Source organism: Sagittula sp., assembly GCF_052825245.1.
The window spans coordinates 1-21,320 of record NZ_JBRBWD010000012.1 but is presented as its reverse complement, the minus strand read 5'-3'; the positions used below and the strand labels follow the sequence as shown (position 1 = coordinate 21,320).

Sequence of the window (21,320 nt, the reverse complement as noted above, 5' to 3'; positions counted from 1 at the left end):
GGACCCTGACCACCGCAATCGCCCGCCCCGCTGCGCGAGATGAAAGCTCCGCGCGCCGGGCGATTGCTCAACCTGCGCCAACCGGCGTAAACACTAACCGGGCTCCGGTCGTGGCTGGATGAAAGTTCAGTGGCAGGTCAAGATGCCTTTGTGATCCACCTACGGGACGGGGCCACTATTAAACCGAACGAGGTTTCTGTTCGGAAACAGGTCAAGCTAGAAACGGCCGCCAACTCCGTGAGCGTCTTTCAAGCGTGGGACGCGATGGAAACCTACATGGGCGAGCTGAATGAAAATGGGCAGCTAGAGGCGTAGGGTGGAAACATTGAAGCGAACGGACTGGTGGAGGCTGACACAACTGGTTGTGGCTATCGCCGTGTCAGGCTTCATTGGCTATCGCTTCCAGCCGATGGTTGCGAACAACCCCAACGCCGTGAACACGGTCGTCACGATATTTTCAATCCTCGCGGGCTTTCTAATCGCCGTGATAACATTCATCGCGGAGCCGACACTACAACAGGCCCGGACTTGGGATGAATTGCAGCGGATGAAGGACACGGTCCGGCGAAAATTGATCCGCCAAAAACTGCTGTTCTTCCTCTACCTGCTGACACTCGGAATTGCTCTGGCAATGTTTCTCACACCTCCAACCATGCTGGAGCTGCTCAAGTGGCTACAAACCGTATTTCTGGGGCTTGCCACATTTGTTTTTCTTGCGTCGTTTTCACTGCCCGGTTCGCTGATGAAAATTCAGATGGAACGCTACGAAGCCGTTCTACAGGACTCACGACCCAAGGTCGTAGCCGACGCCAAGAAGGCGGCAGAGCAAGTAAAGAAGCGAAATCGGTAGTTACAGCCCCACCGTAGCTTGATTGTTCCAAGCGATCGATGACGTATGCAGCACCTGAAAGTCCGCATCCTCCCCGCTGCCCGACAGGCAAGCAATCCCCGCCTCCCTATCGAGCAACCAGCTTTTCGACATCCCCCTCTCGCAGCATCGCTTCCATATCGTCCAAGCCATCGACAGCGGAGCGCAACTGCGCCTCATCGCCTTCGCCCACTGCCTCGGCATCCGCGACCTGGGCCCCAAAGTCCATCTCCATCTGGCGCTGTTCCTCGGCGATAGCGGCTTGAACGACGGGCGCAGTCTTCTTTGGGCCGACATCGGTTTGCTCTGACGATTGGCCATCAGCAGCCTGGCGTGCGGCCACCACATCGGCTTCGGATCCGCCTGACCCGTCCGGCGGCGGTGTCATCGGCATGGCGCGCATACTCAACGGGAGGTTTCCTTGCGCCCCCCCTCCCCCCGGCTCCGGAAACGGCAATTCGCCTGATTGCGCCGCGTGGATCGCCTTGAACAGCCGGTCGTCAAAATACTGGATGCGCTTCGCACGGACCGGCATTTGGGCATCGATCACCATGACGATCTCGTCAAGTGGCAGGCGGCGCGCCTCGTCTTCGGGGAGCAGGGAGCTTTCTTCGGTCCGTGTGGATTGGCTACGGCCCTCAAAGGGGTTCTTGCCGATGGATTGGGATCGCGTGACGACGGTTTTCGTGGTCTTGCCGACCGCCTTGCTCAGCTCCTCGACTGTCTTCTCATCCGAGGGCGTCAGGTACAGCTTCACGCCGGCGTTGCCCTGCAGGGCGCGGCGGGTGTTCTCGCCATAGATTTCATCAAGGGCGGGGATGGTTTGTGTCACTACGGCCAGATGGCCACGATAGGTCCGCAGGGTTTCGATGCTCTCGACTACGATCGGCATTTTGCCAAGGCGATTGAATTCATCGAGCATGATCATCACGGGCCAAGGTTCATCCGGTCCGGGGTCCTTTTCCTGCATGGCCGAGAGAAGATCGGAGAAGAAGAGGCGGATCAGCGGCGCAAGCGGCTTCACCATCAGCGGCTGGACCACGAGGTAGACCGAAAAGGGCTTTCTCCGGATCGTCCGGAAATCAAAATCCGAGACCGCAGTCGCCTCATCAATCGCCGGGTTCTGCCACTGGTCCAGCCCCGAGGTCATCAGGAGCGAGACGTAAGAGGTCAGCGTGTCATTATTGGTCGAGGCCAGCCGGGTGAAGATCAGCTTGGCGGCCCTGTTGTCGACCTCGTGGCCGCGCGCGAAGTATTCCTTCTGCTTGTTCCCGCCCGAGGCGGCGATCCGATAGATTTCGCCCAAGGTCGGGCGCTTGCGCTGGAAGGCCAGCAGGCCTGCCGCCACGAAGAGATCGATCCCGCCTTTGAGGAGGCCCTGCACCCGGTCGTTGTCGCTTTGCAAAAAGAGCGTCGCCAGGAGCTGCAATTCCATCTGCTGGCGCGCGGGATCTTTCAGTTGATAGATGCGCAGGAGCGGGTTGTAACGATGCGTGCGCTTGCCCTCCCAATCGGTGGGGGCAAAGCGATAGACCTTGTCGCCTTGGGCTGCGCGATGCCGGGCCGTGGCCTCGAAACACTCGCCCTTCACATCGAGCGTCACGGCGGAGCCTTGCCAGGTCAGCAGGTTCGGAATGACGAACCCCGTGGTCTTGCCGCGGCCCGTGGGGGCCACGATCAGCGCATGGGGGAAGACCTTGGAGCAGATGTAGTTGGCGCGGGAGCCCGGCGGCCCCAGCTTGCCGAGGATGAAGCCGGTGCCCGGCGCCCCGAAGAAGCCATTGGCCTTCATCTCGCGCGCGGTCTGCCAATGGGTCTGGCCAAACCGTGTCAGGGCGGACCCCGAGAGGGCGAGGCTCAGCATCAGGCCGGCGGCGGCGAAGCTGCCGATGATCAAGTGAATAAGTTGCGCGTCCTCCGGGCGGCGATCGAGGATCGCCATGTAGTTCTGCGCGATATAGGCAAAGTCGATCTCGGACCCGAAGCCGAGATCCTGGTAGGTCAGCACCGCCGAGGCGATCGTATAGCCCATGGCCCCGGTCACCAGCGTTACCAGAAAGACCCCTGTGGCGATCCGCGCTTTTCCCATGCGGGCGCTCAATGGACCTGACCCCGCTCGGTCTCGCCATCCACGTCTGTCGCGCGGTGTTTTTCGTATTCGGTGTCGGCAAGATCATCGACTACCTGGCGCAGGGCCTCCGTATTGGCCGTCGCGGCATCGGATTGCAGATAGACCTTGGCGACATAGAGCCGGTCGAGGCGGTCCTCGAGAACCTTTTCCAGCGCATCGGCATCGCCGGATGTGAGCCGGTCGAGTTGGCGAGCGTCCAGCACCCGCGCGATCTCGCCGCGAAATGCGGCCCGCTCCCCCTCGGTCTCGAAGGGCGCGGACAACTCCCCCGCCCGCTCATGGTCCAGAACACGCGCAATCTCGTCTGCAAGGCGGTCGGCACGGTCAGACTGCGGCGCAGTTTCACCGCGGGCTGCGAGGAGTGCGTCGCGCGTGCCAACCCCAAGCCCCTCGCGCATCTCGGTTTCGCGGCGGACCTGGTTGATGGCCTCCGTGTCCCGGATCTCGACGACGGCCGCGTAGGTCGCGCCAAGCCCGCGGGCGAGATGGGACGGCATGTCCGGATAGCGCGCGCGCAAGTCATCCGTGACAGCATCTGCAACGGGCGTGCGGAGGTCGCGTCCCTCCATGATGCGGTCGACCTCGCGGGTGATCTCGCTGGCGCGGGCCGCATCGGTTATGGTCTCCCTGTAGGGTTCAGACCGGTCGATCACATCGCCAGGACCTGCGAGCAGGTCCGGATGCGCCTCGAGATACGTGCGCTGCTCCGTCTCGATCCGACGCTCCGCCCTTGAGACAACCTCCCAGTCCCGGTCCTCCACCTGCTGCGCTGTCAGGCCGTCTGCGCGCATCTCCTGACGGATTGTCCCTTCCATCTCCCGCACCGCGTCCCGGTGATAATGGAACCGCTCGCTGACCGGTTCCGCTTCCATGACACCATCCCGGCGCAGCACGGTCTCCCGCTCCAAGAGCGTGCCAAGTTCGACGTGCACATCGTTGAGAATATCGCGCGCCTGTTCCAGATCGGCGCGGCGTTCAAGGTTCAGATCGCGCGCCTCAGCCACTTTGGAGAGATCATTGGCGATCCATTGATGCTCGAGCGCTGCATTTGAGGCGCCCGTCTCGATCCGGGCCACCACTTCCGATGTGCTGATCCCCGTGCCGTGTAGTGCCGCGTCAATGCGCGATCTCAGATCGGGCTCGGCCAGTCGCTCGCGCTGGCTGGCGTCAATATTGGCCTCGGAATAGATCCCGCCCTCCGAGGGCGCGTCTGAGAGCGAACCCGAGCGCAGCCCCAAGGGCTGCATGTGCTGGACCTGCGTCTGGATCTCGATGAGGCGTTTTTCCAGCACGGGACGTTCCGCGTCAGACTTCTCGGCGATCATGCCCTGCACCCGCGCGAGCTTTTCCGCATAGAGGCTTCTCAGATCCTCGAAGCTTTGATCCTCGGCCATATACACATCTCCTGTTCGGTCCACCTGCCCGCCATGCGCCAGCACCTCGCCCGCGCGGAAGAGTGCCGCGGCAATGTCTTCGCGGGCCCCGCGGACCTCGGAGGTCTCCCGGGAGGCCTCCACGGCAAGCGAATGGTAGACGGTTCTGGTGTTGGCGATCTCCGCCAGCGTCCGGGTCAAGTCGGCCCCCACGCGTTCGCGCTCGCGGGGTGCGCGACCCTCTTCTTTCGCCGCATAAACCTCGCGGGTAGGGGCTGGGTAATGCACAACCCCGCGATCCACCCGGCGCGTGGCTTCCAGCCGCACGCCGTACATCTCCGCCTCCTCGACCATGGCGAGGCGGAAATCATCATAGTTGAAGCGATGATTGCGCCCCAGAAAGAAGAACTCGCCTTCCTGCGAGCGACGGTTCAGCACCAGATGCGCATGCGGGTGATCGCGGTCCTCATGCACCGCGATGATGTAGTCGAAATGCCCCGCGTCGGTCTGGAAGAACCGCTCGGCCACGTCCGTCGCAATGTCGCGCACATCCTCCCCACGCGTGCCCACGGGGAAGGACATGAGCATGTGGGTGGTCTGTCCGAGCCTGGGCTTGAAGCCCGCATCCCACCGCTTGGCAAAGCGCTCCGTCAGGTCCTTGATGTCACCCGCCTCGAGCTTCGTCTTGCCATCCAGGAACCCGCTACTGTCCACGATATGGGTGGACTTGGTGGTGAGGTAATCGAGCTGGTTTGCGAGCTGCGATTTGGTATGCGTGCCCCCACCCCGGATCGCCTTGAAGACCGCTGGCCGATGCCCTGCTGCCGCGCGCGAAAGCTGGCTCTGCTTGGCGACATGCAGCCCCTGCATCGAGCCTCGGATTCGGCTCCAGCCGTCCCGGAAGACCTCGCCAGTGACGGTATGGACGGCATCATTCAGCCGCATGGGCAAACTCCCTCAGCGCGGCCGTAGCCTCCAGCTGCATCGCGTCGCGACGACGGCGCAGGAGCAGATCGATCTCGTCAGCAGAATCCAGGATGAACCGCGCCAGCCCGCGCATCTGCGCAAGCCGCAATTCGGTGAACTCCGAGCCGCCCCCCTGCCCCTGCCGATTGGCCTGAGTCATCTGCTTGGCGATCTGCGCGACCCCATTACCGACCTCGTGCAGAGAGGCCCTGTAGCGCGCCATCTCTGCTGCCATCTGCGCATCCGGAACGAACACCCCGCCTGCCGCCTGAATGAGCCGCCGCAGCCCCTCGGCCCGGCTCTCGATCCCGGCGGCGGCCAGCACCTCGTCGAGCGCCGCAAGCTCCGCAGCGGTGACCTTCACACTGACCGCCGAGACCGGGATCGCGGCATCCGTCTGGCGCTCGGCATCGGCTTTCAGGACGTAGCGCACGGCCCGCGACGTAACCCCAAAACGCTCCGCAAGTTCAGACGTCGACACACCCTCCGCGGCCTCGCGAACGATCTGCATTTTCTCGATCTCTGTCAGGCGTTTTGTTCGGGACATGCGGAAGAAAGACCCCCTATTTCCTGCCACCTTCCACCAAGGCTGCCCCACCTTACGATAATATACCAAGATGTCAATTATATACTGCCGTCGCATTCAGGCTCAGGCAGCCTTGGTGTCCGCTTCCCCCGCGGCCCGCAGGGACGCGGCTCTGCCGACCTCACCACCAGGCGACACCTGTCCTAGGGGTCCGGTCCGCCAGCCCCGCCCGAGGCTCTGGCCGAACACGCATGTGTTCGGACGGAACCGCGGGCGGGCGCAAACCCCACCGACAGGGCGGACAGGCAGGGTCAAGGAGGGCCAGATTTGGGTTCCCAAATCTCTGCCGCAAAAACCGGGAGGCCCTGGCCGATAGGTTTTTGTGGATGGCCCCCTTGAGGCTGACTGGCCGGTCTGTCGCGGCCTGGTCATTCCGGGCGGAGTGCGTCCGTTGAACGCGCAAGGACCAGCATCCCTCGAACAGGGATCGGGCCGCCCCAAGATCGTCCTGGGGCGGCCCATCCTCGTCAGAGGATTTAGTCCTGGGGATCTTTCGCGCTCGGCGGGAACATCACCAGCTCCGAGACCGCGACCGGAAAATCGAGCTTGAGGCTGAAGAACTCCGAGCCATCCCCGTTGCGGGTGTTGCGGAACATGGCGCCCACGCGTTGAAAGCGGGTGCGCTCCTGGCCATCGGTATCGGTGAACTTAACGGGGACGGTGGCGACGTAGTGGTTGGTCATTTGGGTTACTCCTTGTTGCGATGGGGATCACCCAGCACGGGGGCAAGAGGCCCGGTCGCAAGCGCAAATGCGGAGGGTCCGCGGCTCCGCCGTGGAAGCCGTATTTGTGCTTGCCGAAGCGTGAGCAGAGGGCACGAACGGGCCGACCCCGTGCGATCCACATGCATAGCAAAAAGGAGGGACCCGATTGACCTGTGCCATCACGCAGTCGCCACCATCCGCGTCCACGTCCTGCCGAACCTGGCCGGGGTGCTGATGACGCCCGCCCGCGTGGATGCGATGTTCCGCGACACCACCCGAGGGTCGAGCAGGGCTTCAGCCTCAAGTGCGACGTCTCGACCCCTCGCGTCTTGCGCTGCTGACGATGTGCTAGGTGCGCACCATCCCCAGCCCGTACCGATGCGGATGGGCCGAACTCTGACGGGCTGGGTAGAGGGATGACGGTGCTGGACGCCGTGAGATGCAGATCAAGTGTGACCGATCGCACGCGCCATGAGATATGACGAAAGGACCGCCCGAAGGCGACCCGGTTATGGCCATCACGCGCCCAAGCTGTCGAGCATCCCCCTGGTATCAGGCATTCGCTTCAGCGAGTTGCCGATGTGCTCCCGCCAGCGCGGCCCAACCTCCATTGCGGTGGCATAGGCCCGAGCCAGATCATCGGGCCGGTCCTCGGCCATCGCTTCGATAAGGAAAGCCGCCTGCTCGCGGTCCTTCGCGGATTTCAGGCTCCCTGCCCCATCGCGGCGCCGGTCGGCAATGATCAGTTTGTGGATCGCATAGCGCTCCGGGCGGGGCACCTGCACCAGAACGCCGGATCTATAGATCGCCGCCGCGTGGATCGGCTCAGCGATCAGGAAGTTGAGATAGTTCAATCCTTGGGCGTTCACGCCCAATGCTGGCAGATCACGGAGGGTCTCATCTCCGAACGCCGGTGTGAGAAACTCGACCAACTGGCCGCTGCCACCCTGGGCCCATCGCCATGTCCGACCTTGGTCAAGAGATGGCAGAGGATCGAATTTGAGCGCCGAGAACGTCTCGGCAAGACCCGGGTCGACCTGATCCTGCAAGGCAACGCTGAGCTTTTCGAACTGCGCGATGTCGATGTCGCCAGTATTGGCCATACCGCCAATTGGCAGACGGATACCAAGCTCGCCTTCATAGAGGCGAAATGCATTGGTTCCGACGATGGTGCCACCCAACCGGAAGGTTCCGGCTGCGGCCATTGCCGACAGGATGGAACCGGTCGCACGGTCGATGGGCGTCATGCCTTCCGCACGCAAGAGCCGGACAAGCCGCGACCGTTCCACCTTCCGATCCTTGGCCGCCCGGCGCAGCTCTTCGATCCGGTCGATGCGCGCGCGCGTCTCGTCGCTGTCTTCGCCGATATAAATGAACCGCATCTCCGTCCCGACACGGCGCGCGGCATACCAATAGGCCTTAACCCCACGCTCCTTCAGCGTGGGCTTGCCTTCGACACCGGACAAGGCGTCGTCCTTCAAAAGTCGCACCAGGTCGGTATAGGCGCTCATCGCGATGCTGCTGAGGGGAGTCATGCCAATCATTTCCAAGTTTTGCTTGGCATACTTATACCTATCAAAACAGGAAATTGCTAGGCAAAGTGATTTGGAGAACGTCCACACCCATAAGAAACGACGAAAGGGCCGCCCGAAGGCGACCCTCTCTCTTCAATCCTGCGACGCCTTCTTCGCCGGGTCCGCAACCCGCATGACCGTCAGGCCTTTCGCTTCCGCCTTCTGCCCGAGGTTCAGCGCGACCCCGTTGCCGCCGAAGAGTACAACCCCCGTCGCCGCGAACTTGTCGTCCAGCATTTCGTCGTTGCACTTGAACGGTGCCGCCCGCCCGTGCGCGGACCAGCGCGGATCGAAGCGCGCCTGCGCTATCCCGCGTGCCCGGGCCCACCGAGCCGCAATCATCTCCGCCCCGTGCTTGCCACCCTTGTGGCAGAGGAAGATCTCCTGGTTGCGGTTCTGCTTGATCCGTTCGCGAACCTTGTCGAGCGTGTTGAAGATCACATCGACATCTGTCCAGTCGGTGGCTCCTGAGACGATCAGGGGCACCCCCTCGACTTTCGACTTCTCGGCGGTTTCACGGTCGTGCTGCTCCAGGAGCTGCCGTGCCTCGAAGACCGCCCCGGTCTCTTGCGCCCTGACGCTTGCGCGCGACCCGGCTGCCGGGATGAAGGCGTGGCCAGTTTCGATCTCGTAGCATTCCGCCGCCGCCTCGCTCATCACCTCGATTGCGCTGACGATCTCGCGCAGCTGCAGAAAGCGCGCCTGCGCCTCTTCGAGCGCGGTCTCGGCGATCTCCGATCCGTCATGGGATTTTGCCAGCGCGCCGATCTTGTCGGCGGTGCGGTCGACCTCCTTGCCGAGCGCCACCTTGCGGCGCTGGAGGATCGTCGCGAGCCCATGGGCCAGCGGTTCGATTTCCGCTTCGAGCCCGGTCCCGCGCAACTGACCAAGCAGAGCCTCGAAGCTCTCGCGGATGACGCGGTCGGTCAGGATGTGATCTTCCGGGATCGGAAGCTGTGCGTCCTTCTCGGTCAGCCCGAAAAGCTCGATCGTCTCGTAGGTGTTTGCGGTGTCGTAAGCCATGTCTGGTCTCCAGTGTTCGGTTGCAAGGCCACCACGTGAGTGTGGGGGCATGGCCGAATGCCTGGTTTCCGAATCTGCCCGGGTCAGGGACGGCGCAGCCGCCGGCTTGCCGGGCGCAAAAGTTTTCTGCGCGGCACCCGACACATGCGCGCGCTCACGCACGGGTTCACCCCAAGCCACCGGCCCCGCCCTCGCCGAAAAGTTTTGCGATCCTTGACGCGGGCTGATTTGGGGGCCATCCGGAGGATATGCTTCCGCACTCATGTGTGTGTGTTTTGACGGTAGGTTTGCCCGACCCGAGCAGGCAAACGGCCCGACCGGACGCGAAAGACGGATGGAGCGGCGGGATCGTTTTGGCCTCGGGCCAAAACAGACCAGAGCGCAATCCGGCGGAGCGGCCGGAGAGGGACGTGCTCGCGAGGCGGGCAAACCGGGATGCCAGGCGCGACGCCGCGGTGAGGCCGCATGGCCGAATGCGCGACGGACCGAAGGGCCGTTCTCCCCTGCGACACGCGAAGCCGAGCAGGGGAGGCCGCAAGGCCTAGCCCAAGGTTGACGTGCAGGCGACCACGCCGCCAGCTATACAAAGTATCTACTCCAGCATTCGACGTGATGGGCGGAACGCGGGCTTTTGCTCCAAGTGCCAGATGACTTGGTAGTTTCCTCTTAAGCAGACCTCGCTTCACCGCGCTAACGAGATAAAAGTCCCAAATGCGGCTACTTAGGCTTTTTCTTGAGGTTTAGGTTCACAGAATTGCATGAACACCGAAGTCCTTCGGGAGAAGTGCCTTTGGGAGTAATGTACAGCCATGATCCACAGTCATCGCATTGTGCGCATGCCAGCAAATCCTTAAACGCATTTACAATAGGCATAAAGTCGTTGGGACTAAAATTGGCCCACTCGTTGAAATGTACGGCCTTATTGACGGTCCAGTCTTCTTCGCCCTTGTGAGTATTGGCTTCCTTGAGACGTTGCCTGCGAGCCTGCGCTTTGGACTTTTGGTCCTCGTTGCCCCAGGATTGCGCCGAGTCGACGGCTTTTCCTAGGAGATCTGACAATCTAGAAAAGGCGCTCGGTAATAGCCCCCCTAGATCGTAGCTGTTATCCGCCCTGAAGACCGTTTGCGCCCCCAGTTGATCCGCAAGTAGTCGCGCTACAAACTCCATGTGACGCCGCAAAATCGGAGCCGCAACTTCGACCTTACCCTTAGTCAAAGCTGCATCAATTTCTGCCCAAATCTCTGGATTTGATTCCACCAACGGACCAGTGTCCACAGACCAACTATCAAAAGCCATAGATGTTTTTCGGGTCACTAGATTTGCCGAACGCATCTGCTCTGCCCAAACTTTGTCATGGGTGGCAATTACGAACTGCGTGTTTGGGAATTCTGCCATCAAAAGTTTGCAAAATTGGTAGCGATGGTCTGCATCGACAGACATCACAACATCATCGAGCAGCGCAACGGTAAAACGGTCACCCAATAGCCGCTTCATCAATGCTAGGTATAGGCATACACCCATGCCATCTTGATGACCTTCGCTATGAAAAGCACCTGGTGGGAAAAGTCCCCGCTCGTAGAAATTCACATCAAAATCGAGACGCCCTTCAGTTGCTTTAAAGCGCGCGACAAATTTTTGCTCATCGCCGTCATTTAAAAGCCGATAAAACTTGCTGAAATCATCTTCGACGGCCTCGTAAAGCTCGTCAAGTTCCGACTCCATCGCTGCGCACCAAGCGTCATATGCGACTTTGCTGGCGTCTCGTGCCTTTTGGGAAGCTGTCTCGGTAAGACGTGCTGCTTTGTAGTCCTTGAACCGCTGTTCAGCATTGATCAGATAGCTCTGTGCGGCCAACGAAGCTGATTGATCAGGCTTCGCGCGAATAGCGCTCACAAAGTCCGCCAGTTTGGCCCGAAAGCCTTCCGGTATGGCTGGCCATCCATTGGCCAAGCGATCCTTCAACTCCAAGATTGTTGCGAAAGACTTTAGTTGTTCCTGAAAAAACGCCAAGTCTTTGCCCCATGCGACGACGCTGGACAGCATTTCAACTGCGTTCTCAATCTTGGCAATACGGTGAGTTTCGAGCAGCAGCGCCTTCAAGTTCCCCACTTCATTCGAAAGCGATGATGCATGTTCAACGAGCTTTTGCTTGAGCTCTCCTGCCGCTTGCGATTTCCGCTGCTTGGCGTGTAAATGCGAAAGAAGATGTGCTTCATCCGGCCATTCATGATCGCACATCGGACATGACGGGCCGTCCACCAGCTTTAATCCACTTTCCACCAAATCGCGTTGTTGCAACGAAACAAGGAGCTGTGCGTCGTTTTCAAGTTGCTCTATCTGATCGACAAGAGCTTCTGCATCCGGCGACGGAGATTGTCCAAGCTCGACGAGCTTTTTGTTAAGCTTGTCCAGTTCGATCAGTGCTGCGGATTTATTGAGCGATTGTTCACCAGCAGGCTCTGCCAAGCCTTTGTCGATGATTGTATCAGCTGTTATGGTGTCGTGGATTTCTAGTCCTAGCAGCTGGCGCTTTGCATTGACGGCTTTGAGCATCTCAGCTGCAGACAACGACGTGATGCCTAGGTGCTGCAACAGTGTATTTCTTTTGTCCTGCGTATCCTTTTCCGCCGCAATCGCTGCCCGGTTGAGCTTGCCGTATGCTGTGTTCAGTGCCGAACGGGTCTGACCCAACTCATCGATCTTTAGAATCTCTTGAATCTGTGCAGATCGCTTCGTTGGTTCGACCAAGATGAATTTCAGAATTTCTCTTCTCGCCAAAGTGATTTCGGGATGCTGAGAAACTTCGTCCAGAATCTCCACGATGTCCGGATCGTTCGGTTCGATACTTGGCTTCTTGGGGGCAGAGACTTTGCGAGTGAGCTTGGCTTTTTTGCCAAGCGTCGGGAAGGATACTTCCAGCTCTACAAATGCGGCATCTGGGAATTTGATGTGATCTACATGTGGACCATGATCTGCTAGTGAGAGCCCTTTGGTTCCGGTTCCGGTCAATCTGCCAATTTGACCAGTTAGTGCAAATTCGATGGCGTCAATGACCCCACTTTTTCCCGAGCCGTTCGGACCGGATATCGCGAAGGTCTTCTCAGCCAAGTTGATGTCCAACTTACGAATTCCACGAAATTCCTCGATGTGCGCTGAAATGATCTTGATCACAGAACTTCCCCTCCGTCTGGAAGAGTGAAAATCTCGGCTAGATCGTCGGCCTTAATTTTCCGACCTTCTTTCAAGAGCGCTTCAAGCTTTTGTGTTTTGGATGCATCAAAATTTTCATCATTCGAAAGTGTCTCGAGGAATTTGTTTGCGACTGAATCCTGAAGCGACGCCATTTTGCACCATATCTAAATAACTGGTTCCACTTTAGGCTGAGCACCGCCCTGCGGAAAGAGGTCTCTTGCAGGAAGGTGAGGGATTACTGCCGAAGGTTCAACCAGCGCCGATTTTTGGGGGTTAGGAGCTGGGACATATGCAATGGCCGCTTTGAGGAAACTGCACTGCAGCATCTCGGCGTTTACGAATGACAGCACCGGGTCGACCACGTCGGGCGTACGGCTTCAGTCCAGATCGACACCGCCGAGGCGCGGCACATGGACATGCGTCCGGACAAGGGCTGCAGCGGCCGCGCCCGCGATGGCGCTGAAGAGATGCGCCTCCCACGAGACGCCGGGTTGGCCCGGAAGAACGCCCCAGAGAATTGAGCCATAGAGGACACCGACCACCAGTGCCGCGCCCAGCGTGATCAATGAGCGATCCACGAAGCCGCGCGCGACGAGGAAGCCAAACCAGCCGAAGACCAACCCTGACGCACCGATATGGATGGCGGAGCTTCCGAACAGCCAGACGAGTCCGCCGCCGAGGCCGATCACCACTGCGTTCACCGGCAGCAAGGCCCTCGTGGTCGTGGCCACCAGCAGCCCACCCATCACCAGGAGCGGCGGCGTATTGGCCATCAGGTGTGCGAAACTTCCATGCAGGAGGGGCATGGCGATGACGCCATCCAATCCGCTGACGTGCCGGGGGATCAGGCCGAAGGCCGGGTTCAAGCCGTAACCGATGATCCAATTGAGGAGGTGAATCGCCCAGAGCAGTGCGACAAAAGCGACAAGCGCCGCGGCGCGCCGGAAGAAGGCGCGCATGTGATCCCGGTTCATCATGTTGGCGACAGTAGACGTCCCCACAGCACCTTCAACGGCTTTCGCACGCTGCACAGGGTGCCACCTCCAGGAAAGGGGGTTTGAGGCGGCCAACCTCGGTACGGCTCAAGCCAAGAGAATGGCTCGGATCTTACACGGTGTTTCCCGGACGAAAGGGCTGCGGTTCACGCTCGGGACGCTTCAGGGCTTCGGCGTATTTGCTCGCATTGTCATCGATCGTGTTGTGCCAAAGCTTCGAGACGAAGGCCCGGGCGTCTTGGACTGTCATGTCTTTCAGCGAAGAGGACAGCGCCATGAAAAGCTCATCCTCGCTAATCGCAGCGGCGCGGTGCATGGCATCCGCGTAAAATGACGGGTCGTTGAGAACCTGCTCGCGCAGCGGCATCCGCGCGAGGTTCTCCTCCGGGATCGCCATGAAGATCGTGTCCTGAACTTCGGTCAGATACGCACGCCGCGATGTGGACACCGGCTTTCCCGCCGCCTTGGCCTCCAGAAATGCCTGCCTTGTCCTGTCGAGCTTTGCCCTTGCATGGATCATGATGACATCACGCTTGCGGTCAAGCAGCGCAAATCCGGTGCAACACTCGATATGAGCAAGAAGCTCTGCAACCTCTGCTTCTACATCAAAGCTCTCGAACCACGGAGCTTTTCCCAGTCTCGCCACCATGCGCCTACCTTCGTCCATTCGATAATATATTATCGTATATCATATTCAGCAGATCGCAAGTAGATGGTGCCCGTCATGCAGCCAAACATGGAAAAAGGGGAACCGTGATCCCACGGCTCCCCTTTGGGTTCAGATCGTCTCGCCCTCGCGTGCCAATTAGGCGACCAACGACAGCCCCGTGCCTGCGTCCTGCGGCTGCTCACCGCTGTCGATGAACGGGATGATGGAGAAGGCCTGCCCGCCGCGCTGCTCTTCGTTCTGCACGGCGTTCACGCGCAGGTCGCCATCGGGCGTGTTGATCAGCAGCGACAGGTAGTCATTGCCCGTGCGGCTGCTTTTCGCCATCCAGGCCGAGCCGACGCGGATCGGTGTGCCCCGGGGCGAGCTGACCTCGATACGGTAATCGGGGTGGGTTTCCTCGGATTTGTAGCTGTTCTCGATCAGCATGAACTCCAGATCGAACATCATGTTGGCGATGTAGCCGGTGAAGGCGTTGTCGGCGTCCATGGCGGTGAGCTCCCCCGAGATCGAGCCGGATTTCATCAGGCCGTTCGAGACCTGAGGGATGATCTCGAATTCGCCGCTTTGGGCCGCGCGCGCCTCTTTCGTCTGCACCGCGTTGACCCGGAAGGGGCCCAAGCCGACATCGATCTGCATCGAGATGTAGGGGTTGCCGCTGGTGTTGCCGGTCTCGTTCCAGGCCGTGCCGATGCGCACCTTGCGGCCTGATTTGTTGACTGCCGTCACGTCAAAATCCGGGCTGCGTTCGGACATCTTGGCCCGCGCCTCCAACTGGATGGCGATGTCAAAGCGCGTCGAGTGGATCATGCCGGTGTACTGAGCGGCTGCGGTCTCGACATTGCGGGTGAGGGTTCCTGCGAACATGGGATGTTTCCTTTTGGATTGGCCGGTGCCTGACGTCCTTGCCAGCGCATCCGGGATTGCTTTTTCGACCCCTCCTGGGATCACAAACCAGAAAGCTCGCTTTCCTTTCTTCCCAACCTTCAGTTCAGCGCTGTCGCCTGAGAGATTGTGCCACCTCCCCGCCGGGTACGACGCCCCTCCCCTGCCCGTCTGCTCTCAGTTGGCTGTCCTGGCTCTTCTCGTCGCCACCCTCCGGTCCAGCGATAAAGAACTCTGCTTCCTCCCCGTTCAACCGCTGCCCGCTCCGGTCGGTCAGCCCGATGGTGCTGCCGTTCGGCTCAAACGTAATCAGGTATTGGCCGAGGCTGTCCTTGTGCACGCGGTAGCCGGTGTTGGCCCAATGCACGGTCCGACCGGCATCGATGGCGGCTTTGATCTCTTCGAGTGTCATGATCGTCCCCTCGCCTATTCTGCTGCCACTGAAGTTACGTCCCGCGTGGCGTCTGGTCCGGTTCCAACAATCCGGGAGAGGATGCCCAATGTGTCGATCCCATCCCCATGCGGCAGGAACACCCGCAACTGGAAGGCGATGATCTCCGTGAAACACCCCATGGCCTTGAGACCTTCAATCATGCCCCGATCCGCACCGCCCAGCTCGAGACGCATCTCGCCTGCGACCCGGCGACGGGTCAGGGTGAGACCCTGGCCCAGATCGACCGGCGCCGTGGTGCCGAGCGCAGCGGTCAACATCTCCTGCGGTGTTTGCGGGTTTGAGACGAGGAAGCGGGCGCGCAGCGCGGCCGCCCCTTCTTCGCTCAGCGTGCGCCCGATCATCGCTGTCGCCCCGTCCGGCGTGACCCTGTAGATGCGTTCATTGGTGGTCGGGATGTCCTTCCAGATCGGCAACAGCAGTCCTGTCAACAGGTAGAGCTTGGTCGTGGTGGTCTTGGGCAGGGATGCGGCCTCGGCATCCCAAAGTCCTGCAAACTCGGGCCTTCCGATGTCTTCCCAGGCCGAGGACTCGAAGCGCGTCTCTTCGAGGTAGCTGGAGCCATTGGGCCGCACCGCCTTGCGCATGAGCGTGACGATATCCTCGTCATACATCTGCATGGGCCGCGCCGAGATGAGCGCCGCGCGGCCAGACGCTCGGTTGACCATCGGCAGCTTGTCGGGATTGCGCGACATGGCCTCTTCGGCCCCAAGGACGTGGACCGGGTCGGTCACCTCCAGCCCGATGATCCGCGTCACGGCGCCGGATTTCGGGCAGGTCCAGAGATCCTCTGTGGAGACCTGTTCGATCTTTTCGCCGCGCAGGGTTTCCACGCCGAGATCGAGCGTGCCCGCCGCGCGCGCACGTTCCGTCTGATCAGCAATCCGGCGCATGAACTCGGCAAAGAGTGCGTTCTGCATGTGGATGGGCAGGGCAAGCACCCGGTTGAGAAACCGCTGGATCGGGGGAAGCTCCTCAAGGATCACCCCATCCTTGTCGATCAGCCGCAGGGCCGTCCAGTCGGTGAAGCTCTCGTAGCTCATCGCCTCAGCGCGCCCGGCGGCAAGATCGGCGAAATACCCACGCAGAGCCGCCCGTGCGATCGGGCTTTCGAGATTGTCCTCCTCGCGGAACATGCCTTGCGAGCCGGTCTCGCGCTGACCCTTGGTCAAGGCCCCTAGCTGGTCGAGGCGCTTGGCTATAGTCGAGGTGAAACGCTTTTCGCCATGCACATCTGAGGTGCAGACTCGGAAGAAGGGCGCGCTTACCTGGGCCGAGCGATGCGTACGGCCCAGCCCCTGGATGGCCGCATCGGCGCGCCAGCCGGGCTCCAGCAGGTAGTGCCGCCGCCGTTTCTGGTTCTTCGCCGTTTGCGCCGCGTGATAGGACCGGCCCGTACCGCCCGCGTCGGAGAAGATCAGGATATCCTTTTCGCCGTCCATGAAGGCTTGGGTCTCGGACGAATTGCTGCTGGCGCTGCGCTTCTCGATGAAGAGATGGCCATCCTCGGCCTTGAGTGGCCGGATGAACCGCCCCGTGACTTCTGCCACGGCCTCATCGCCAAATGCCCAGAGGATCTGATCGAGCGCCGAGGGGATCGGCGCCAGCGTCATCAATTCCATCATGGCCGCGTCACGCAAAGCGAGCGCCTCGCGCGAGACAACGAGCGCCCCGGTCTCATCCCGCAAGGTTTCCGCCACCATATTGCCGTCGATCTCCACGAGCTTTTGCGCATGGATCGGGAAGGCCTGTTCGAGGTAGCCCAGAACATAGTCGCGCGGCGTCAAGGCACCCTCGACGAGTTCATCCTCCGGGTCCATCGCCTCAAGCCGACGCTTCAGCAGGCTCTCGCCTGTCGAGACAACCTGGATGACGCAAGCATTGCCTGCCGCCAGGTCGTCCTTGATCGCACGGATGATGGTCGGGGCTTTCATGCCCATCAGGAGATGGTTGAAGAAGCGCTGCTTCGTGCTCTCGAAGCGGGACTTGGCCGAGGCGCGTGCGGCCGACGCATTAGTTTCCCCCGAGGCGTCGTTGACGCCGGTCGCAGTCAGCGCCGCTTCGAGATTGTGGTGGATCATCCGAAAAGCACCTGCATAGGCGTCGTAGATCTCGATCTGAGCCGGGGTCAGCGCGTGTTCGAGCACATCATATTCCACGCCATCGAAGCTGAGAGCACGGGCCGTGTAGAGACCGAGCGTCTTGAGATCGCGCGCGACCACCTCCATGGCGGCGACACCGCCTGCCTCCATCGCCGAGACGAAACCTTCGCGGCTCGGGAAGGGATATTCGGGGCCCTGCCCCCAGAGCCCCAGTCGTGCGGCATAGGCGAGGTTGTGGACGCTCGTCGCTCCCGTGGCCGAGATGTAGAAGACGCGAGCGCGGGGTGCTGCCAGTTGCAGCCGCAGGCCCGCAAGGCCCTGTTGGGAGGGTTTGACCCCCCTGCCCTGCTCGGATCCTGCCGCGTTCTGCATCGCATGGGCCTCATCGAAGGCCAGCACACCGTCGAAGTCTTCGCCCATCCACTCAAAGATCTGGCTCAGTCGCGTGGTGCCGCATTTGCCCGCGGACCGCAGCGTGGCGTAGGTCACGAACAGGATACCGTCACCCATAGGGACGGGCTGGTCCGGTTTCCATTTGGAGAGCGGCTGGATGTCGGCGGGCGAGCCGCCGAGATCGGTCCAGTCGCGGATGGCGTCCTCGATGAGCGTGGCGGATTTGGAGACCCAAATCGCCTTCCTGCGCCCGGAAAGCCAGTTCACGAGAATGAGCCCCGCGCATTCGCGGCCCTTGCCGCAACCGGTGCCGTCGCCGAGAAAGTACCCAAGGCGATAGGCCCGTGCGTCTGGGTCATCATCGGCGCGCGTCAGCTTGGTCTGGTCGTCATCGATGGTAAACCGACCGGGCAGATCGCGCCCATGGGCATCATGCGCCATGATGATGGTCTCGAGCTGCGCCTCGGAGAGATCTCCCTCCTCGATCAACCGTGTGGGCAGGCGCAAGTCATCACTGCCCGTGTTTGAGGGCATGGGCGGGGCAACCGAGGCCATGGCGATGCTCTCGACCAGCGGCGTGGGATGTTCCTGCGCACCCGCGATCTCGATCCGCTGCGGGCGGTAGCGCGCATAAATGTCCGAGATAGGCTTGTTGTCGCGCGGGGTCTCAAGGCTCGTGAAGCTGAGCGGGCGGACGGCCTTGGCCCGAGGTTTGGAGGCGGCGACAGGCGCAGCGGCGGTCTTGCGCGGAGCAGAGGATGGAACGGTCGGCCGAGCATGAGGGGTCGCTTCAGCCCGTTGGGCGGGACGCATCTCGGGCCGGGTTGCGGCCACGGCGTCGACAAAAGGAAGGGCTTCATCCAGATCCCGCACAGGGACGCGGATCATTTCGCCGTCCTCCTGCACCTTGTCGAAGACCATCAGCTGGGTTTCGACAGAGGTGCCGAGCTTGCGGTAGACCTGCCCCGGCATCGTCAACGCCAGTCGCGGCGTCAGGAGACCACAGGCGCGGGACCAATGCGCAGCATCGCGTTCGGGCGTGAATCCCGGCGGCATGATAGCCACCAGCCGCCCGCCGGGTGCCAGGCGCTTGGCAGCCGCGATGAGATGTTTGGCGGCAATGTGCTTGTCTCGCGAGCGATCGACCGAGGAGGCGAAAGGCGGGTTCATCACCACGACGTCGGGTAGAACCGGGGTCTGCAGCAGATCATCGATATGCTCACCGTCATGGCCCGTCACATCGCCGCCAAAGACCGCGCGCAAAAGGCTCTGGCGAAAGGGGTCGATCTCGTTGAGCAGAAGTGTGGCACCAGCCCGGGTAGCGAAAGCAGCCAGGGCACCGGTGCCAGCCGAGGGCTCCAGCACGGTCTCGCCCTTGCGAATGGATGCCGCCCGCACGGCCATTGCCGCGAAAGGCAACGGCGTGGAAAACTGCTGCAGCCGGATCTGCTGCTCGGAGCGACGGGTTTCCGTGAGGAGCCGTGAGGCAAGCAGCTTTGCGGTGGCGATGTCACCTGCTGCACCGTCTCCACGCAGCAGCACCTGGATGGCCGCGGCCTGCATCAGGTCGTAGGCCATGCGCCAGTCCCAGGCACTGCCAGCATCGCTGCCATGAAACGTCTCGCGCATGATGCGCGCGAGCGCTGAGCTGCGCAGGGGTTGTTGGTCGATCTCCGCGCCAATTTGCGGCAGCGCAGAGGTGAGATCAGCGTCGGAGATTGAGAGAGCCGGGTTTGCCAGTTTGGGCTTGGACATGGGGGTTTCCTTTGGATCAGGGTCTGAGTTCCAAAGACAAAAAGCCCTCTTTCGCTTTTCGGGATGATGAGCTCAGACCAAGAGGCATCCAATCTACGGCCGGCCAATCAAACGGTTTTTCGGAGTTGGATTAGAAAACTGAAAAACCCGCCGCAATGCGACGGGCTTTTGCTTTCTTTGTGCAATGAGGGGAGGCATAGTGCCCGCAATCTCAAAGCTCACGCTCTATATGGCACCGAAAGTCTTTACTGTCAATGTATCCACCGTTCACGGCTGATGAAGAACACCACCTTCCGAACGTCCTATCCGCACCTAGGTTTGCGACCTATCTGCGCGAAACCGGCAATGATAGGACGCGAGCTCTCCACCTATACCACTGGAATCTTCAAGTATCAGCCGCGTTCATGGTTCCACTCCATGTTTTGGAAGTTGCGCTGCGAAACGCGATCGTGGAAGCAATCGAAGCTGTCCATGGAGGAACATGGCCTTGGACACAAGGCTTCATCCGTTCGTTACCGAACCCGCGCGGTCCGGCATACAGCCCCAAACGAGACCTCGAAGGTTGCGCAGCACAGCAACCCACTGCCGGAAAGGTCGTCGCCGAACTGAAGTTCGTGTTTTGGGAGAAGATGCTGACAAACAGGCACCAAGGCAGACTGTGGGACGATCATTTCTGCGCAGTGTTTCCGGACGCGCCTCGTGGTGTCGCTGCCAGCCAGCGCCGATCTGAATTAAGGTCTGACATTGAAGCCGTGAGGAGGCTCCGCAACAGAATCGCACACCATGAGCCTGTTTTTCCGCGCGCCCTTCAGGATGATTTTGATCGGATCATCCGCTGCATAAGATGGCGCAACGAAACGACCAGCAACTGGGTGCTGGAAATCGAGACGGTGCACGCACTACTCGCAGTGCGCCCCTAAGCGTCCCGCCCCGCTAGGAATTCCGCCAGCACAGGACTGGCCGCGCCCTTTGCGGAGCTGAGCAGCTCTGAGCCCGCAAGCGAGGCCTTCGACAGGCGTACGAGCCCACCGGTTTCCTCGATGCGGTAGCAGCGGCGTTTTTGCCGCCCCCGCTTGTAGTACGTCGCGGTAACAATCTGGCAGGTGCTGCCATCGGTGAGCGTCACAGGGGCCGCGAGCCTGATCTTGTCGCCTTCCTCGTAGTCCGGGATCGACGCCCAATCCCGGCAGCGCTGACGCCAGTCCTGGGCGTAGCTGCCTTCGTCTTTCAGGTCGGAGAGGCGCTCGATCAACCCAAGGGGGGCACGCGACTCGTTCGGGCCAGCGCTTTCCTCCATATCCTTGTAGCCCCAGCAGCCGTCATCGTATCGGGTGAGGAAGACAGCCCCGAACGTGATCGAGCCATCCGCATCGGTCAAATAGGTCGTGTCCTCGACCGGCGAGCCATCGATACTTGTGACCTTTGCCGCCGCGTACCAAGTCGAACCCACCTTGCAGGCTTTGACCAGTTCCGTCTTGCGCCTGTCGCTCTCGAAGGTGCAGAGCCGGGCAATCTCCGCTTTCTCATCCGCGTAGGTCTGGACGCGGCGATCGGTATAGAAGAGCCAACCCATCACGCCGCCCTCCGGTCATCGATTTCCATCAGCGCATCGAGCGGCACGCGGTAGGGCTGCATGGCGTCGAAATCCTCGCAAT

15 protein-coding genes and 1 pseudogene are annotated in these 21,320 nt (G+C 60.9%); 2 read left to right on the top strand and 14 right to left on the bottom strand.

The annotated features are described in order from the left end of the window. Positions 1 to 316 precede the first annotated feature (316 nt). Positions 317 to 850, top strand: coding sequence for a hypothetical protein (locus tag ACU0DV_RS03200; RefSeq protein ID WP_348393622.1), 534 nt, complete (start codon positions 317 to 319; stop codon positions 848 to 850). 106 nt (positions 851 to 956) lie between these two features. Here ACU0DV_RS03200 and ACU0DV_RS03195 read toward each other — a convergent pair whose 3' ends face one another. From ACU0DV_RS03195 to ACU0DV_RS03140, 12 genes are all read right to left on the bottom strand, one after another. Beyond that, positions 957 to 2,957: a type IV secretory system conjugative DNA transfer family protein gene (locus ACU0DV_RS03195; protein WP_348393621.1), complete on the bottom strand. Its 2,001-nt coding sequence runs from the start codon at positions 2,955 to 2,957 to the stop codon at positions 957 to 959. 8 nt (positions 2,958 to 2,965) lie between these two features. Then, a complete protein-coding gene (locus ACU0DV_RS03190; protein WP_446273481.1) occupies positions 2,966 to 5,317 on the bottom strand; it encodes a relaxase/mobilization nuclease domain-containing protein in 2,352 nt (783 codons plus the stop codon). Further along, positions 5,304 to 5,885 (bottom strand): helix-turn-helix domain-containing protein, encoded by a 582-nt coding sequence (locus ACU0DV_RS03185; protein ID WP_058239117.1) that lies wholly within the window; start codon positions 5,883 to 5,885, stop codon positions 5,304 to 5,306. The genes ACU0DV_RS03190 and ACU0DV_RS03185 overlap by 14 nt, the downstream gene beginning before the upstream one ends. Before the next feature lie 515 nt (positions 5,886 to 6,400). After that, positions 6,401 to 6,607, bottom strand: coding sequence for a hypothetical protein (locus ACU0DV_RS03180; protein ID WP_007120662.1), 207 nt, complete (start codon positions 6,605 to 6,607; stop codon positions 6,401 to 6,403). Positions 6,608 to 7,146: 539 nt separating this feature from the next. After that, positions 7,147 to 8,163, bottom strand: a complete 1,017-nt coding sequence (locus ACU0DV_RS03175) for a nucleotidyltransferase family protein (protein ID WP_246149883.1) — start codon at positions 8,161 to 8,163, stop codon at positions 7,147 to 7,149. Between the two features lie 132 nt (positions 8,164 to 8,295). After that, positions 8,296 to 9,225 (bottom strand): DUF2493 domain-containing protein, encoded by a 930-nt coding sequence (locus ACU0DV_RS03170; protein ID WP_058239115.1) that lies wholly within the window; start codon positions 9,223 to 9,225, stop codon positions 8,296 to 8,298. Between the two features lie 717 nt (positions 9,226 to 9,942). Further along, positions 9,943 to 12,396 (bottom strand): AAA family ATPase, encoded by a 2,454-nt coding sequence (locus ACU0DV_RS03165; RefSeq protein ID WP_058239113.1) that lies wholly within the window; start codon positions 12,394 to 12,396, stop codon positions 9,943 to 9,945. A 398-nt stretch (positions 12,397 to 12,794) separates the two neighbouring features. Further along, positions 12,795 to 13,376, bottom strand: coding sequence for a rhomboid family intramembrane serine protease (locus ACU0DV_RS03160; protein WP_058239131.1), 582 nt, complete (start codon positions 13,374 to 13,376; stop codon positions 12,795 to 12,797). Between the two features lie 148 nt (positions 13,377 to 13,524). Further along, a complete protein-coding gene (locus tag ACU0DV_RS03155) occupies positions 13,525 to 14,061 on the bottom strand; it encodes a hypothetical protein (RefSeq protein ID WP_446273480.1) in 537 nt (178 codons plus the stop codon). A 156-nt stretch (positions 14,062 to 14,217) separates the two neighbouring features. After that, positions 14,218 to 14,946 (bottom strand): DUF736 family protein, encoded by a 729-nt coding sequence (locus ACU0DV_RS03150; protein WP_446273479.1) that lies wholly within the window; start codon positions 14,944 to 14,946, stop codon positions 14,218 to 14,220. Between the two features lie 124 nt (positions 14,947 to 15,070). After that, positions 15,071 to 15,376 (bottom strand): hypothetical protein, encoded by a 306-nt coding sequence (locus tag ACU0DV_RS03145; protein WP_055688068.1) that lies wholly within the window; start codon positions 15,374 to 15,376, stop codon positions 15,071 to 15,073. Between the two features lie 14 nt (positions 15,377 to 15,390). Further along, positions 15,391 to 19,665 (bottom strand): strawberry notch-like NTP hydrolase domain-containing protein, encoded by a 4,275-nt coding sequence (locus ACU0DV_RS03140; RefSeq protein ID WP_446273478.1) that lies wholly within the window; start codon positions 19,663 to 19,665, stop codon positions 15,391 to 15,393. A 449-nt stretch (positions 19,666 to 20,114) separates the two neighbouring features. On the opposite strand from ACU0DV_RS03140, the gene ACU0DV_RS03135 reads away from it, so the two are divergent. Next, complete coding sequence (locus ACU0DV_RS03135) at positions 20,115 to 20,585, top strand: hypothetical protein (protein WP_446273477.1); 471 nt, start codon at positions 20,115 to 20,117, stop codon at positions 20,583 to 20,585. Here ACU0DV_RS03135 and ACU0DV_RS03130 read toward each other — a convergent pair. After that, the gene (locus ACU0DV_RS03130; RefSeq protein WP_048535399.1) at positions 20,582 to 21,238 is read right to left on the bottom strand and encodes a DUF6927 domain-containing protein; all 657 of its coding nucleotides are present in this window, start codon (positions 21,236 to 21,238) and stop codon (positions 20,582 to 20,584) included. The genes ACU0DV_RS03135 and ACU0DV_RS03130 overlap by 4 nt on opposite strands. Beyond that, positions 21,238 to 21,320: pseudogene (locus ACU0DV_RS03125) on the bottom strand (regulator); the annotation flags it as partial. The gene ACU0DV_RS03130 and the pseudogene ACU0DV_RS03125, both read right to left, overlap by 1 nt.

What these genes read in the sequence shown, in the direction of transcription:
- ACU0DV_RS03180 (WP_007120662.1), bottom strand. Translation starts at nt 6,607, where the DNA reads ATGACCAACCACTACGTCGCCACCGTCCCCGTTAAGTTCACCGATACC.
- ACU0DV_RS03140 (WP_446273478.1), bottom strand. Translation starts at nt 19,665, where the DNA reads ATGTCCAAGCCCAAACTGGCAAACCCGGCTCTCTCAATCTCCGACGCT.
- ACU0DV_RS03145 (WP_055688068.1), bottom strand. Translation starts at nt 15,376, where the DNA reads ATGACACTCGAAGAGATCAAAGCCGCCATCGATGCCGGTCGGACCGTG.
- ACU0DV_RS03150 (WP_446273479.1), bottom strand. Translation starts at nt 14,946, where the DNA reads ATGTTCGCAGGAACCCTCACCCGCAATGTCGAGACCGCAGCCGCTCAG.
- ACU0DV_RS03175 (WP_246149883.1), bottom strand. Translation starts at nt 8,163, where the DNA reads ATGACTCCCCTCAGCAGCATCGCGATGAGCGCCTATACCGACCTGGTG.
- ACU0DV_RS03155 (WP_446273480.1), bottom strand. Translation starts at nt 14,061, where the DNA reads ATGGTGGCGAGACTGGGAAAAGCTCCGTGGTTCGAGAGCTTTGATGTA.
- ACU0DV_RS03160 (WP_058239131.1), bottom strand. Translation starts at nt 13,376, where the DNA reads ATGCGCGCCTTCTTCCGGCGCGCCGCGGCGCTTGTCGCTTTTGTCGCA.
- ACU0DV_RS03170 (WP_058239115.1), bottom strand. Translation starts at nt 9,225, where the DNA reads ATGGCTTACGACACCGCAAACACCTACGAGACGATCGAGCTTTTCGGG.
- ACU0DV_RS03185 (WP_058239117.1), bottom strand. Translation starts at nt 5,885, where the DNA reads ATGTCCCGAACAAAACGCCTGACAGAGATCGAGAAAATGCAGATCGTT.
- ACU0DV_RS03190 (WP_446273481.1), bottom strand. Translation starts at nt 5,317, where the DNA reads ATGCGGCTGAATGATGCCGTCCATACCGTCACTGGCGAGGTCTTCCGG.
- ACU0DV_RS03195 (WP_348393621.1), bottom strand. Translation starts at nt 2,957, where the DNA reads ATGGGAAAAGCGCGGATCGCCACAGGGGTCTTTCTGGTAACGCTGGTG.
- ACU0DV_RS03130 (WP_048535399.1), bottom strand. Translation starts at nt 21,238, where the DNA reads ATGGGTTGGCTCTTCTATACCGATCGCCGCGTCCAGACCTACGCGGAT.